The organism is Brevibacillus sp. HD3.3A (assembly GCF_013284375.2).
Lineage (GTDB): Bacteria > Bacillota > Bacilli > Brevibacillales > Brevibacillaceae > Brevibacillus > Brevibacillus parabrevis.
Genome location: NZ_CP085874.1, coordinates 2,641,529 through 2,655,885 on the forward strand (window position 1 = coordinate 2,641,529; position 14,357 = coordinate 2,655,885).

Here is a 14,357-nt window from a genome sequence, read left to right on the forward strand (position 1 = left end):
CTTGCATGCTGCGGATGATTACGATTGGCAACTTGCTGGATGAGACAACCAGACTTTATCAGGATAAGGAAGCGCTAGTCTACCATGAACGATCGTTGCGTTATTCGTTTGCCGAGTTTCAGGAAGTGTGCAATCAGGCGGCAAGGGGATTTATGTCGCTCGGCATTCAAAAAGGGGAGAACATCGCGATCTGGGCGACAAATGTGCCGGAATGGGTGATTTCCCAGTTTGGAACGGCCAAGATGGGCGGAGTGCTTGTGACGGTGAATACAAGCTACCGCGTCCATGAGCTGGAGTATTTGCTGCGGCAGTCTGAATCGACGACACTGCTGCTCATCGACGGGTATCGGGATGCGAACTACCTCGACATGATCAAGGAAATTTGTCCCGAGCTGGAGACGTGTGAGCCGGGCGCTCTCCAGTCGAAGCGGCTTCCCCATTTGCGCAATGTCATCTACTTGGGCGAGGAGCGGCAGCCGGGGATGTTTTTATGGGCAGATTTGCTCGCGCGGGCCGAGCTGGTCAGCGAGGAAGAACGGCGTTTGCGGCAAGAGTCGCTTTCGCCCGACGACGTTATCAACATGCAATATACGTCAGGGACGACTGGCTTCCCCAAAGGAGTCATGCTGTCGCATGTGAACATCGTCAACAACGCCATCAAGGTAGCGGAATGTCAAGGGCTCGGCATCGAAGACCGGGTGTGCATCCCCGTGCCGTTTTTTCACTGCTTTGGCTGCGTGATGGGCACGCTCGCCTGCGTTGCCACGGGAGCGGCGATGGTCCCTGTCACCGCTTTCGATCCCGGATTGGTGCTCTCGATTGTCGAAGCCGAACGATGCACAGCGCTGTACGGAGTGCCGACCATGTTCATCGCCGAGCTGAACCATCCGTCTTTTGCCGAGCGCGATCTCAGTTCGCTGCGCACGGGCATTATGGCGGGTTCTCTTTGCCCGATCGAGGTAATGAAAAACGTAGTGGACAAAATGGGCATCCGCGACATCACGATCGCCTATGGACAGACGGAAGCTTCCCCGGTCATCACCCAGACGCGGCCAGAAGATTCCATCGAGCGCAAGGTATCCACCGTAGGCAGGCTGCACGAAGGAGTGGAAGCGAAGGTCATCGACCCAGCGACGGGAGAGACGCTGCCTCCTGGCGTCCAGGGCGAGCTGTGTACGCGCGGATATTTGGTGATGAAAGGGTATTACAATATGCCGGATCAAACCGCGAAGGCGATCGACGAAGAGGGCTGGCTGCATACGGGAGATTTGGCGACGGTCGACGAGGAAGGCTACTACCGGATCACAGGCAGATTGAAGGATATGATCATTCGCGGAGGGGAAAATATTTATCCGCGTGAGGTCGAGGAGTTTCTGTACACGCATCCGAAAATACTGGACGTGCAAATCGTCGGTGTTCCAGACGCCAAATACGGAGAGCAGGTGCTGGCCTGCATTCGGGTAAAACCGGGCGAGACGCTGACAGAGGAGGAAGTGTTGGCGTACTGCGAAGGCAAAATTGCCCGTTTCAAAACGCCGCGCTACATCCAGTTCGTCGCCGAATACCCGATGACAGCGTCTGGCAAAATTCAAAAGTTCAAGCTGCGTGAACAGGCGCTGGCATCGTTTGATCTTGCCGATTCGGCCCGGAACGAGCTTGCCTGAGCAACGAATAAGTGGTGAAAAGAAGCGCCGGGGGATGCTGTCCTGGCGTTTTTTTGTTCCGGTCAGGCTGGCGATCTGGAAGCGGAGCCGTGTTGTACCGACCAGACTGGCGATCCGGTAGGGGAGTCGCGTTGTTCCGGTCAGGCTGGTGATCCGGTAGTTGTCCACTTTGATCCAACCGGGCTGCCTATCCGATATGGGTACCGCGTTATCCCGGTCAGGCTGGCGATCTGGAAGCATAGCCGCTTTGTGCCGACCGGACAGCCGATCCAGTAGCGGTACCGCTTCGTTCCGTCAGCAGTGGAGAAAATGCAGCTTCCAGTTCCGCAACACCGCTTGTCGTCTCTGTAGCTTGGCGGGAAAGCGAACGCACCTTCCAGGAAAACTTTTCTCCGTTACAAAAATGGTTTAAAAAGGAATTTTTCAACCTTTACAACCTGGCAACTCTTTACTATCATGAGTGGAAATGCGAGGAGAGAGGGGAAACGCACAATGGAAGTCCGCCGATTGGGGCCAGAAGATGCAGAAGCTTTTGTAAAAGTAAGATTGGAAGGGTTGCAAACCGACCCGGATGCATTCGGTGCTACGTATGAAGAAGATGCGGCACGGCCTATGGCGGAGTGGAAGGAGCGGCTGTCTCAGGGACCACAAGGCGACAGCGGTTATTTTGGCGCTTTCGTCGCAGGGGAGCTGGTAGGGATCATCGGCTATTTCCGCCATCGCGGCATCAAGGCGCGGCATAAGGCAGCGGTCGTGTCTATGTACGTCCGGGAAGCGCATCGCGGGACAGGTGTCGCGCAAGCGTTGATGCACGAAGAGCTGGCGTATTTGAAAGCGCGCGGAGACATTAGCCAGGTTCAGCTTGCGGTTGTGACGAGCAACCCTGGGGCTGTACGTTTTTACGAGAAAATGGGTTTTGTGCCGTACGGTTATGAAAAACAAGCTTTGAAGGTAGGGGAGCGCTACGTCGACGAGACGCTGATGTACGTACTCTTGCATGAGTAGTGGCTACCGCTTGAAAACGAACGCTTGACCAGACGAAAAAGCGAAGGCATGTGTGGCAGCATGCCTTCGCTTCTGTATGGAAAAACATGTTTCGAGCAAAAAGATTAACGATTTGCTTCGTAGGCAGCGATTTTGTCCTCGTATTGCAGCGTAATTCCGATGTCGTCGAGGCCGTTCAACAGGCAGTAGCGGCGGTACGGGTCAACCTCGAACGGATAGGACAAACCATCGCTGTCGCGCACGACTTGCTGTTCGAGATCAATCGTCAGCTCGTAATTTTCGCGGCTTTGTGTGCGCAAGAACAGTTCGTCGACTTGCTCTTCGCTGAGCTTGATCGGCAGGATGCCGTTTTTGAAGCAGTTGTTGTAAAAAATGTCGGCAAAAGACGGAGCGATCACGCAGCGGAAGCCGTAGTCGAGCAAAGCCCACGGAGCGTGCTCGCGCGACGAGCCACAGCCGAAGTTGTTGCGGGCGAGAAGCACAGTCGAGTCTTTGTAGGCAGGGGTGTTCAGGATGAACGAGTCGATCGGCGAGCCATCGACGTTAAAGCGCCATTCATAAAACAGGAACTGGCCAAAGCCGCTGCGCTCGATGCGTTTCAGGAACTGTTTCGGGATGATTGCGTCTGTATCTACGTTGACACGGTCCAGTGGCGCGACCAGTCCGGTGTGGATGACAAATGGGTTCATTGGAATACCTCCTCGCTTGCGCTCTCTCTTTTCCATTCACGTACGTCTACGAAGCGGCCTGCGATGGCTGCCGCGGCTGCCATTTCCGGGCTGACGAGGTGAGTGCGTCCGCCACGGCCTTGACGTCCTTCAAAGTTGCGGTTGGAAGTGGAAGCGCAACGCTCTCCTTCTGACAAGATATCCGGGTTCATGGCGAGGCACATGGAGCAGCCGGATTCACGCCAGTCGAAACCGGCTTCCTGGAAAATGAGGTGCAAGCCTTCTTGCTCAGCCAACTGCTTGACTGCCTGGGAGCCAGGTACGACCATCGCGTGTACGGAAGGGGAGACTTTGCGTCCCTTGGCAACTTCCGCCGCTTTGCGCAAGTCTTCAATCCGTCCGTTTGTACAGGAGCCGATGAAGACGCGGTCGATTTTGATTTCGCTCATAGGCGTTCCCGGAGCAAGATCCATGTAAGCGAGAGCGTCCTGAGCCGCTTTGCGCTGTGCCGTAGTCTCAAAAGCTTCCGGGTCTGGAACCGTGCTGGTGATGTTCGTGCCCATGCCTGGGCTGGTGCCCCATGTCACTTGCGGTTCGATGGCAGCGGCGTCGATTTCGACACATGTATCGTACGTAGCGCCTTCGTCTGTGCACAGCTCTTTCCATGCTTCCACTGCTGCCAGGAAGTCTTCGCCTTGCGGAACGTAGCGGCGGCCTTGCAGATAGTCAAACGTCGTTTGGTCCGGAGCGATCAGCCCGGCGCGTGCGCCACCTTCAATCGTCATGTTGCACACGGTCATGCGCTCTTCCATTGTCAGCTTGCGGATCGCTTCGCCTGTGTACTCTACGACGTACCCGGTGGCAAAGTCAGTTCCGTATTTTGCGATAATCGCCAATATTAAGTCTTTTGCGCTGACACCGAAAGGCAGGTCGCCGTTCACGCGGACTTCCATCGTTTTTGGCTTCAGCTGCGGCAAGCATTGTGTGGCGAGTACGTGTTCGACCTCGCTCGTCCCGATCCCAAAGGCGAGGGCGCCGAATGCCCCGTGCGTGGAAGTGTGGCTGTCGCCGCACACGATCGTTTTGCCGGGATGTGTCAGGCCAAGCTCAGGGCCGATGACGTGGACGATTCCTTGATCCGGGCTGTTCAGGTCAGCGAGTGTAATGCCAAATTCCCGGCAGTTATCAGTCAGTGTTTCCATTTGCTGACGGGAGATCGGGTCTTTGATATTGAAGCGATCCGCTGTCGGCACGTTGTGGTCCATGGTGGCAAAAGTCAGTTCTGGACGGCGGACTTTGCGGCCAGCCAGGCGGAGCCCTTCAAACGCTTGCGGAGAAGTCACCTCGTGCACCAGATGCAGATCAATGTACAAAAGGCTCGGTTTGCCAGCTTCCTCGTGAATCACGTGATTGTCCCAAATCTTTTCAAACATTGTACGGGGTTTCATTAGTGAATGCCTCCTTCGTGCGAAAACTCTTAACAAGGTTGTATCATGGCAAAGAAAATAGTTCAAAGATATAATAATTATGAGAAGGATAGCTTTTGCCTATCGGGAGGTTTTTTATGGAGTTACGACAGATTCGTTATGTGCTTGCAGTAGCGGAGGAACGCAGCTTTTCGCGTGCGGCCAACCGCTTGCATCTGGCTCAGCCATCGCTTAGCCAGCAAATCGCCAAGCTGGAAAAAATATTGGGTGTGAGTCTGTTTCACCGTTTGCCCCAGCATGTGGAGCTGACAGATGCGGGCCAACGTTTTGTGCAGGTGGCGCAGACGCTGGTAGACATGTCGGAAGGGCTGGAGCGGGAAATGCGCGCGTATGCAGTGGGGGAGAGCGGCCGACTGCTGGTTGGCAGCTTGCCGATCACGGGCGCTTACGTCCTGCCGCGTGTGTTGCCGACGTTTACCAAGTTGTTCCCCGGAGTCGAGCTGCAACTGATGGAGGAAACATCCAGCCATCTGGAACAGTTGCTCGTGCGCGGAAAAATCGACGTCAGCTTGCTGACGATGCCGATCAGCGACCCTTCGCTGGAGATCATTCCGGCGATCAATGAAGAAATTTTCCTGGCGGTGCCGCCGAATCATCCATTGGCTGGCAAAAAGCAGGTCGACTTGGCCGAGCTTGCGGATCAGCCGTTCATTTTGCTGAAGGAAGGGCAAGGCTTCCGGACGATTTCCTTGCGGTTGTGCGAGCAAGCTGGCTTCCGTCCGCGCATCGTCTTTGAAAGCACCAACATCCAGACCGTCCAATCGCTGGTCGCGGCGGGCATGGGGCTGTCTTTTGCCCCGGAAATGATTACGCTGGCGCCAGGGACGATAGAGCCGCCCGCCTACGTACGGCTTACGACGAAGCCATACCGGACACTCGTCGTTGCCTATCGCAAAGACAAGCCGCTGTCGCGCCCGGCTGAAGCGTTTGTGCGCTGTTTGGTGGAGCAGGGCGGGGCGTTGTAAAAAGCGGATGAAGTGTCAGCCGCGTGCGACAAACAGGCAGGCTTTGTGCTACACTGTTCCCAAATCATTCTAGGAAGGAAGATCCATGATGAGAGAACTCAAGACAGAAGCAGAATTTGAACAGGCGATTGCCGCCGAGAAGCCCGTCGTGGTCAAATTTTTTACCGATTGGTGCCCGGACTGTCACCGCATCGATCCGTTCATGCCGGAAGTGGAAGAACAATATAAAGAGCAAGTGGACATGGTCGCTGTCAATCGCGATACGCTGCCTGATTTGTCCCAGAAGCACGATGTGTTCGGGATTCCCAGCTTCATCGCGTTCAGCCGGGGCAAAGAGCTCGTTCGCTTCGTCAGCAAGCTCGGCAAAAGCCGCGAAGAGATCGAGCGTTTTCTCGACCGCGCCGTTCAGGTAAACAACGGTTTGAACGCAGAGTAATGCAACGAACATAAGGCAGGGAGATTGACCATGCGATCGATGAAAAAAGAAGGGGAATGGCTCGTCTGCCACTTGCAGGCGGAGGACGACGCCATTCCGATCGGGAACCTGCTGCGCGAGGGATGGAAGCTGCCACGCAAGCAGGTCCATCTTTTGTTTCAGCATAAAGAAGTGCTTGTAGACGGCGCTCCTTGTGCCCAGCACACGCAAGTGCGAGAGGGACAGGAAATTCGCATGCGCTTGTGCCAGCCAGAGCCGCTCGGACTGGACCCGGCGAGCGAAACGGTGCCGATTTTGTACGAAGACGACCATCTGCTGATCGTGAACAAGCCTGCGGGCATGCTGCTTCATCCAACCGAGCCGAACCATCACCTGACTTTGGATCATTTGGTGTCCGGGCACTTTTTCCGCACCGGACTGCAAGCGAAAGTGCGTCATGTGCACAGGCTGGATCAGGATACGTCCGGGGTGGTTTTGTACGCCAAGCACGCCTGGGCGTCGGCCTTGCTGGACGAAATGCTGCGCGAGCGCAAAATCAAGCGGACATACCTCGCTTTCGTCTCCGGGCAGATGGCAAAAGGGAACGGCAAAATCAATGAGCCGATCGGCAAGGACAGGTATCATGCCACCCGCAGAAGAGTCGCGCCCAACGGCGATTCTGCCGTCACGCACTATGAAGTCAAGGAGCGCTACAAGACGGCGACAAAAGTCGAGTGCAGACTGGAGACGGGGCGCACGCATCAAATTCGCGTCCACCTGAGTCATATCGGGCATCCGTTGCTGGGCGACGAGCTGTATGGAGGGAAGCAAGATTTGATCAGAAGACAGGCGCTGCACGCGGCGGTACTGACGCTTGCCCATCCGTTCGGGGGAGAGCTGGTGCAGGCGTCGGCCCCGCTGCCGCTCGATTTGCTCGCTTTGGAAAAGAAGCTGCGCTAAGCGCCATTTTGCCGAATCGTGAATAAACTGCCAAGGAAGAAACGAGAGAGGGTGGCAGGATGAAACGACCCACAATCGGCATCTTGACTTGGCGGGAGGGCAAGCGATTCGCGGAGCCAACCTATTTTCGCCGATTGCTGAAGGCGGGACAAGAACTGGGCTGCACTGCCTTTTTATTTTCGCCAAAAGACGTGCTGGCATCAGGCAAGCAGGTGAGAGGGTACGTCCTGGATGCAAACGGCAAGTGGCAATCGCGCTTGTTTGACCGTCCGGACGCTGTGTTCGACCGTTACCGCTACACACCGACCCAGGCGTTCAAGGATTATGTGGCATTTCGCCGCACAAGCCCGTTCTTGTACGCCAACAATCGTCTGGCGAACAAATGGCGCGTCCATGAGGTATTGCACCGCGATTCGCGCATGCATCGCTGGCTGCCGGAAACGCTTTTGTACAATCGGCAAAATCTCATCAAAATGCTCGGCAGGCATTCGCTCTTGTACGTAAAGCCGTTGAATGGAACAGGCGGACGCAACATCCTCTCGATCGAGAAGCACGGCGGAGGGTATCGTCTGCTTGGGCGCGACAAGCAAAGGGCGAAGATTTCCAAGGTCTTTTCCGACATCTCCGCCGTTTTGCGCTGGACGGATCGGTGGACAAGGCAAGAGAAGTACATCGTTCAGCAAGGCTTGCGGCTGCAACTGGTGCCAGCGCGAGCCGTAGACATGCGGCTTTTGATCCAGAAAAACGGCCAGGGCGAGTGGAGCATCACAGGCCACGGCTTCCGGGTAGGGGGGGAGCGCAGCGCTACTTCCAACCTGCACGGGGGCGGAAAAGCTGTGCCGGTTCCCGCCTTTTTAAAGCCCAAATTCGGCGAGGAACGCTCGGCGCAAATCGTCCGCGACTGTGAAGACCTCGCCCATCAAACAGCGGAGACGCTGGAAGATCACTTTGGGCGAATGGTGGAGTTCGGACTGGACATCGGGATCGATGTAGACGGTCGCGCCTGGCTGATCGAAGTCAACCCCAAGCCAGCGCGAGAAATTTTTCGCGAGATGGGGGCTACGGAACAGTACAAACGCGCGATCCAACGGCCGCTGGAGTACGCCATCTACCTGGCGAAAACGCAAGGGCGCGAAGGACGCGAGCCTTTGCTGAAACGAAAGGTTGCGAGTCGGTAAGAAATCAAGCAAGCAGAAAGCGGAGCAAACAGCCGGGCTGATGAAGCTGCGGCTGTTTGGTGCGGGTAAAAGCGGATGAAGCGGGAGATCACTTGGTTATCTGATTTGCTTCGCACACGCAAGGATCGTCTCGATGACGAGCTGCGGTTCCGTAAATTGCGGGAAATGTCCGCTGTTTTTGGCGACGACATGCTGGCTTTGCGGGGAGAGGGCGAGCAATTCCCGTTGGTTCTCCCACCTTTTTCGCCGCGCTGCTTCTGGCATCATGCGGTTTTCCTTGCCTCCGGTGATGACGTACAGCGGGATGTCAGGGAATGCCGCGTGATCATTCAACTGGGCGACGGTTTGCTGGACAAAATGCACCTCACTGAACTTTTTGTGTGCAGACCAGGAGTCGAACAGGGCGAGCAGTCTGTTGATTGCCTTGACCGCGCTGGTTTGGTAGTCCCCGAGCAGGAGATCTTTCGGATGGCTGGCTTCAATCAGGACCATCCCGGATACTTCAGCAGGATAGCGGCGGGCATACAAATTGGCGTACAGCCCTCCCAAAGAATGTCCCACCAGCAAAAAGGGCGGCTCCCAGCCGGCAGCGGCTAGTGCTTCGCGCAGCGTTTCCACAATCGTGACGCCATCCTGAGGCTCTTGCGGTTTGTCGCTGCCCGAGACGCCCAAGCGATTGTAGGAAAAAACGGAGCTTTCCGCAGACAAGGCGGGGAGGACTCGCATCCAGCCTTCGATGGGACCAGACCCGCCGTTGATCAGCACCAGCTTGGGCGAGCCGTCGCCGCTGATGTTGTATTGCAGCATTCCTTTTGAAGTACGGATGTTCTTGATCTCGATCGCCAAAGCAAGCCACCTTCTTTTAGGTTGATATGGTTACATACGTGGACAAACCGATCAAGTTCCGCAAAATGGAAAAGGTTTTTAGGGGGAATAGAGAGAGTAGGATCGTGCTGTTAGGTGAACCATAATTTAATTATGTAAACTAAATGCTGGTTTCCAACATGCCAAAGTGGAGTTGCCAACTTGCCAGATACCTCGTCTGGCTGTTTTGTCTGAGTGAGGGGAGAGCAGTTGGGCGAATTGCCCAATGGTTGCCGAGATGGAGTTAGGGGAAGGTTTCGCAGTGTTCGATATAGCTAAACAGCCAGGACCACCCGCTTTCTTGACTGGAACTGGGCATCGCAGAGAGTTTGATCTTAGTGAATATCGCGCCTGATCAAAAAACGATGCGCAGAAAAAGTTATAAACCTCCCATATAAAAAATTCTACGCGATACAACCGCACGGGAAATGATTTGTTGTTTCGCAAAAGAACAGGAGCTTGCGGTCTTTCAGTGCCAGATGCTAGATTGTTGTTCAGTAACATATCCGCCTTTTCCCCATAAAAAACCTCCCTTGCCACGCCATGGTGGAGGGAGGTGAACCTGAACCGACCAGCAAAGCTATCCGTTTTTCACCGCTTCTGCCACTTCCGGGAGCGGCAGGCGCTCGTACTGGATTACCCGATCGCCCTCATAAGTAAAAACGTGCTGGATCGGCTGCTCGTGTTCCAGCATGTACGGCAAAAACTGCGGAACATTTTCGGCGATCCCTTCGTTCTTCGGATGCAGCATCCAGTCGAGACTCATCCAGTCCAGGATGCCTTCCTCAACGCGACGTGGCGTCAGCGGACGCTCAAACGTCTCAGGCAGTTCCGCCACATAGGCGTACATGCCGCCAGCGACATCTCCGTCCAGCTTCCACGAAACGATCCCTTTGTAAGTGGCGGAGGACAAGGCAATGCCTGTCTCCTCGAAAACTTCGCGCAGCACGCAGTCAAGCGGAGACTCGTTTGGCGCGAGCTTGCCGCCGACGCCGTTCCAGCGGCCCATCAGCGGCGGTTTGCGCCGATTCAACAGAAGGTATTCGTTTGCATGCTTGAGAAAACAGATGGTGTACGTGTACATATCGTTCCTTTCCAGGTGACGCCCGCTCTCAAATGTCTTGGGAGAAGCGAACCATGTCTGTCAGCTGAATGCCGTTTTCATAGATTTCTTCCTCATAATGGCGCAGAAAGAAGTCCCGGTCAATCCAGGTCATGCGAAAGCCGCATTTTTGGTAGAGGGCCAGTTGATCCAGGCTGGAGTTGCCTGTGCCGACCTCAATCGTTTTGTAGCCGGACACTTTCGCTGTCTCGATGGCATGCAAAACGAGCTGCTTGCCGATGCCTTGTCCTTGACGCGCTTCGTCTACAGCGACGTTGACCAGCTCAATCGTATCGGGGCGCGTAGAGATGAGGACGTAGACGCCAACAAACTGTTCATCCTGGGCGGCAACATAGCACTGGCCCCTTTGCAAATAGTCTTCCACCAATTTTTGCGAAGGATCTGCGAGCAAGAGCAGATCCATGGGCGCTTCTTCATGGGGAGCCAGCTTTCTGATTTCCATATCGTTCTCTCCTTTTGCCAAAAACCTATCCACATCGGGGAAAAGGAACCGCGCTGTCAGCGGCCATTCCTCGCGTGTGGAAAGCTTGTAATTTGTGCTATTATAACAATCGTTGCGAAAGTTTGTAAAATGTGCCAATCCAAAAGCGGGAATCAAGCTACAAGATGGGACCAGTCAAGTCGAGAAAAGAGAGGAAAGCAGCTATGGATTTGATTCACGTAAATGTGGCCTACGTCTTGCTGTATGACCAAGATACCGATAAAGTGCTCATGGTGCAAAATGAGGAGTATTGGAGTTTGCCAGGCGGGAAGCGGGAAAATGGCGAGCTGCTCTGCGACGCAGCGAAGCGCGAGGCTATGGAAGAGACGGGGCTTTCCGTGCAGGTCGGCAAGATCGTGCATGTCAGCGAAAAGGTCATTGGCCGCGAGTTTGCGACATTTGTCACGTTTATGGGCGAGATTGTCGGCGGCGAGTTGGGAACGACCGATTCGGAGATTCAGGCGATCGAGTGGAAAAGCATTGCCGAAGCAGAAAAGTTGATGCCGTATTTGCCCAACATCCGTGAACTGATGCGCAATCAGGCACACTACCAGGTAGAATAAATTGCCCAAAAAAGCTCACGGTTGCAACAGCCGCGAGCTTTTTTCATGTGCACATTGATCCACTCCGTGCAAAAAGCACTATGAAGTTTGCCCGAGCAGCACAGGCAGTTCGTCGAGCAAATACTGCTTGGTGATCGGGTCGTCGTAGTTCCATTTGTCGTCGATCAGGTAAGCCTGTCCGTTTTGCACGGCTGGCAGATTGCTCCACTGAGCCGTCCGCTCCAGCTGTTGGCGGGTCTGGCTGTCATTGGCCGACTGAATCAAGTAGACGCGGTTGCCGGCGAACAAGGGCAGTTGCTCCGGCGTGACTTCGGCAAAGGCGACATGTTGCGCGATCAGCTTCCGGATGTTGGCCTGAGCGTTCACCATGCCCGAGCCGTAAAGCGTAGAGAGCAGCCCTTTTCCGGCCATGACGAACAGTTTCCCATCCTGACAAATGAAAGAAGACGCCGTTTCTTCCCGATTCGGCAAAGGCAAGTGCCGTTTGAGCGCATTCAGCTTCTGCTCATGCGTTGCGATCCATTCCTCTGCAAGCTGTTGCCTCCCGACGATCGTGGCAATCGTCCGAAAGCGTTGGTACAGCGGGGCGTATTTGTTGTACGTCACGATCGGGGCGATCCGGGAAAGCTTCCGGATCAGCTCTTCGTCCTCGCAAAAACCGAGCAGGATCAGATCGGGCTGCAACTCCGCGATCTTTTCCCGATCGACCGGGTGACCGATGTCAGCGACGCCAAAGAGTTGTTCCTGGTACAAAATGCCCGAACTGTTTGCTTTGTTGACGCCGACGGGACTTACGCCGAGCGCGAGCAGTTCCCCCGGGGCATCGCCGATCATCACGATCCGCTCCGGGGCAGGCGGCAGGGCGATTTTGCGTCCAGTTGCGTCCCGGTAGCTCAGTCTCTCCTGCTGCATGCGGATGAACTGCCGCGGCGTCACTCCGGTAGCTTGGCGGAAGCGACGGTTAAAGTAGTATTGGTCTTTGAAGCCGACCTGGTCCGCAATCTCGTAAAGCCGATCATCCGAGTAGAGCAACAGTTCCTTTGCCCGCCTGATCCGCAAATCGGTCAAGTAATCGAGCGGCTTTTGCCCTGTCAGCGACTTGAACAGATGAGAGTATTGCCAACGGGGAAGGTGGGCGAGAGAAGCCAGCTGTTCCACGGTAATCGGCTCTTGAAAGTGCGTGTGCAAAAAAGCGCGTGTTTGCTCGACAGCGAGCTCCGGCGACAGGCGCGTATCCGCGTTTCGTTTGGCAGCGAAAATCAATTCCAGCAGCTCATGAAACAAAATGCGCTCGCGCATTCCGCCGGGATCGTTGTCCGGGTGACGAGTGGCATACAACGTTTGCAGTTTTTGCAAAACGGGTGAAAACGGATGAACGACAAAATCATCCGCCCCGGCGAACAGCTTTCCCCGATACGGATGAGACGACTGATCCTCCATTTGATAGACAAAGAAATCGAGCCGAAAATAGCTGACGCTTTCTTCCGCAGCGGGCGCAACGAGGCACGATGTATCCGGCGGCAACAGGAAGCAGGTTCCTTTTGCCAACATCAGGCTTGTCTCGTCTACTTGCACGGCACCTGACCCGCCTGTACATGCCAAAAGCGTATGATGAGCGCCAGGCGAAATCCGTTCAGGCTCGGCAGGCGACTGAAACAGCATTTCATGGAACGAGAACAAGAGCGTGCGCAGGGGAGGGATGGCAAGTTGGTTCAAAAAGGAGAGCCTCCTTTTGCTAACAATCGAGAATAATAATCATTATCTATCATACGCAAAGAAAAACAGCCTTTCAACGAAAAGGTTGAAAAGCTGTTCGCAGGCAATGCAAGGTGTCGAATCGATCTACTTTTTGGCTTGCATAATGGTTGGCAGCTCGCCCAAAACGCGTTGCTTGGTAATGGCGTCGTCATAGCCCCATTTTGCGTCTACGAGATAGGCGTGGCCGTTTTTGACGGCAGGCAAGTTTTTCCACAGCGGGTTTTCGATGAAACGCTCAAATTCGGCTTTGGAGTCGTCGAGCGATACCATCAGGAACAGGTGATCCCCGGCGACTTCGCCGAGCCGTTCTTTGGAAAACTCCTCAAAAGACACGCCGTTGTCCAGCATTTTTTGAATAGCCCCGGTAGGCTTGAAGCCTTTTTCGTGATACAGGCTGGAGGACAGTCCTTGCGTGCCAAGCGCGTAAAGGCTTTTGCCGCCGTCGTAAAAAATAAAGACGCTGGCCGTTTCGTTCGGCTTCACCTGACCTTGGGCTTGCATGTTGCTCCAGAACTGCTCTGTTTGCTTTTCGTAGTCGGCGATCCACGCCTTGGCTTCTGGTTGTCTGCCCAAAATATCGCCCAACGTCAGCAAGCGCTCCTTCACAGGCCGATATTTGTCAAAAGCGACGGTCGGAGCGATTTTCGAAAACACTTGCAGCCGCTCTTCCTCGATGTTCACACCGAGAATAATCAAATCGGGATTGAGCGCGAGCATTTTTTCCGGATCGCCCGGATGGCCCACGTCCTCGACGCCTTGCAGCTCGCCGCCGAACACGGTCGGCTTCGCATCGATCATATTCAGCCCGACAGGCTTGACGCCGAGGGCGAGCAAATCTCCAGCCGTATTGCCGATGAAGATCACGCGTTCGGCGTGCGCGGGAATTTCCACTTCGCGATTCATGAAGTCTTTGTACAGTCGCGTTTGCTTCTGGCTGTCGCCCGTCGGTTGCGTGGTTGCAGCGGCTCCTTTTGCAGTGGCGGGCGCTTCCGCTGTCTTCTGGGCAGCATCGGTTGGGGCGGGGGTAGGTGCTGATTGCCCGCACCCGGAGAGCAAGAGCGCTGCGGAGAAGAAGACAGCTTGCAAGGTGGCGATGAGCGGTCGTACCTGTATCATTTTGCGAGGACATCTCCCTTGTAAAAATGTATCGATAATGATTATCAATCAACCTCATCTTAGGAGATCGCAGGAGGTTGCTCAATGGACAAACGTAAATTCTTTTAATA

The 14,357-nt window shown here is 54.9% G+C and carries 14 protein-coding genes; 7 read left to right on the top strand and 7 right to left on the bottom strand.

The features are described 5' to 3' along the window. The first annotated feature begins 5 nt into the window (after positions 1 to 5). The gene (locus tag HP435_RS13065; RefSeq protein ID WP_122963525.1) at positions 6 to 1,664 is read left to right on the top strand and encodes an AMP-binding protein; all 1,659 of its coding nucleotides are present in this window, start codon (positions 6 to 8) and stop codon (positions 1,662 to 1,664) included. 492 nt (positions 1,665 to 2,156) lie between these two features. Continuing rightward, positions 2,157 to 2,669, top strand: coding sequence for a GNAT family N-acetyltransferase (locus tag HP435_RS13070; RefSeq protein ID WP_173595829.1), 513 nt, complete (start codon positions 2,157 to 2,159; stop codon positions 2,667 to 2,669). A 104-nt stretch (positions 2,670 to 2,773) separates the two neighbouring features. On the opposite strand, the gene leuD is transcribed toward HP435_RS13070, so the two are convergent. Both leuD and leuC read right to left on the bottom strand, forming a co-directional pair. Next, the gene (gene leuD, locus HP435_RS13075) at positions 2,774 to 3,358 is read right to left on the bottom strand and encodes a 3-isopropylmalate dehydratase small subunit (protein ID WP_122963521.1); all 585 of its coding nucleotides are present in this window, start codon (positions 3,356 to 3,358) and stop codon (positions 2,774 to 2,776) included. Further along, on the bottom strand, positions 3,355 to 4,785 hold the full coding sequence (gene leuC / locus HP435_RS13080) for a 3-isopropylmalate dehydratase large subunit (protein ID WP_122963519.1): 1,431 nt from the start codon (positions 4,783 to 4,785) through the stop codon (positions 3,355 to 3,357). The genes leuD and leuC overlap by 4 nt, the downstream gene beginning before the upstream one ends. Before the next feature lie 116 nt (positions 4,786 to 4,901). Here leuC and HP435_RS13085 point away from each other — a divergent pair, with 116 nt between their 5' ends. The 4 genes from HP435_RS13085 to HP435_RS13100 all read left to right on the top strand — a co-directional run bounded on the left by HP435_RS13085 (position 4,902) and on the right by HP435_RS13100 (position 8,342). Beyond that, positions 4,902 to 5,789, top strand: coding sequence for a LysR family transcriptional regulator (locus HP435_RS13085; protein WP_122963518.1), 888 nt, complete (start codon positions 4,902 to 4,904; stop codon positions 5,787 to 5,789). An 88-nt stretch (positions 5,790 to 5,877) separates the two neighbouring features. Continuing rightward, positions 5,878 to 6,225: a thioredoxin family protein gene (locus HP435_RS13090; protein WP_122963654.1), complete on the top strand. Its 348-nt coding sequence runs from the start codon at positions 5,878 to 5,880 to the stop codon at positions 6,223 to 6,225. Positions 6,226 to 6,255: 30 nt separating this feature from the next. Then, a complete protein-coding gene (locus tag HP435_RS13095) occupies positions 6,256 to 7,164 on the top strand; it encodes an RluA family pseudouridine synthase (protein WP_173595830.1) in 909 nt (302 codons plus the stop codon). A 59-nt stretch (positions 7,165 to 7,223) separates the two neighbouring features. Further along, on the top strand, positions 7,224 to 8,342 hold the full coding sequence (locus HP435_RS13100; RefSeq protein ID WP_122963516.1) for a YheC/YheD family endospore coat-associated protein: 1,119 nt from the start codon (positions 7,224 to 7,226) through the stop codon (positions 8,340 to 8,342). Positions 8,343 to 8,438: 96 nt separating this feature from the next. Here the strand turns inward: HP435_RS13100 and HP435_RS13105 are convergent, their stop codons facing one another. The 3 genes from HP435_RS13105 to HP435_RS13115 form a co-directional block, all read right to left on the bottom strand. Further along, complete coding sequence (locus HP435_RS13105) at positions 8,439 to 9,188, bottom strand: alpha/beta fold hydrolase (protein WP_229049902.1); 750 nt, start codon at positions 9,186 to 9,188, stop codon at positions 8,439 to 8,441. Positions 9,189 to 9,786: 598 nt separating this feature from the next. Beyond that, positions 9,787 to 10,290: an NUDIX hydrolase gene (locus tag HP435_RS13110; RefSeq protein ID WP_173598804.1), complete on the bottom strand. Its 504-nt coding sequence runs from the start codon at positions 10,288 to 10,290 to the stop codon at positions 9,787 to 9,789. Positions 10,291 to 10,318: 28 nt separating this feature from the next. Next, the gene (locus tag HP435_RS13115) at positions 10,319 to 10,771 is read right to left on the bottom strand and encodes a GNAT family N-acetyltransferase (RefSeq protein ID WP_173595832.1); all 453 of its coding nucleotides are present in this window, start codon (positions 10,769 to 10,771) and stop codon (positions 10,319 to 10,321) included. 203 nt (positions 10,772 to 10,974) lie between these two features. On the opposite strand from HP435_RS13115, the gene HP435_RS13120 reads away from it, so the two are divergent. Further along, complete coding sequence (locus tag HP435_RS13120; RefSeq protein WP_173598805.1) at positions 10,975 to 11,373, top strand: NUDIX hydrolase; 399 nt, start codon at positions 10,975 to 10,977, stop codon at positions 11,371 to 11,373. 78 nt (positions 11,374 to 11,451) lie between these two features. On the opposite strand, the gene HP435_RS13125 is transcribed toward HP435_RS13120, so the two are convergent. After that, complete coding sequence (locus tag HP435_RS13125) at positions 11,452 to 13,089, bottom strand: helix-turn-helix domain-containing protein (protein ID WP_173598806.1); 1,638 nt, start codon at positions 13,087 to 13,089, stop codon at positions 11,452 to 11,454. A 126-nt stretch (positions 13,090 to 13,215) separates the two neighbouring features. Next, on the bottom strand, positions 13,216 to 14,247 hold the full coding sequence (locus tag HP435_RS13130; protein WP_173598807.1) for an ABC transporter substrate-binding protein: 1,032 nt from the start codon (positions 14,245 to 14,247) through the stop codon (positions 13,216 to 13,218). Positions 14,248 to 14,357 lie beyond the last annotated feature (110 nt).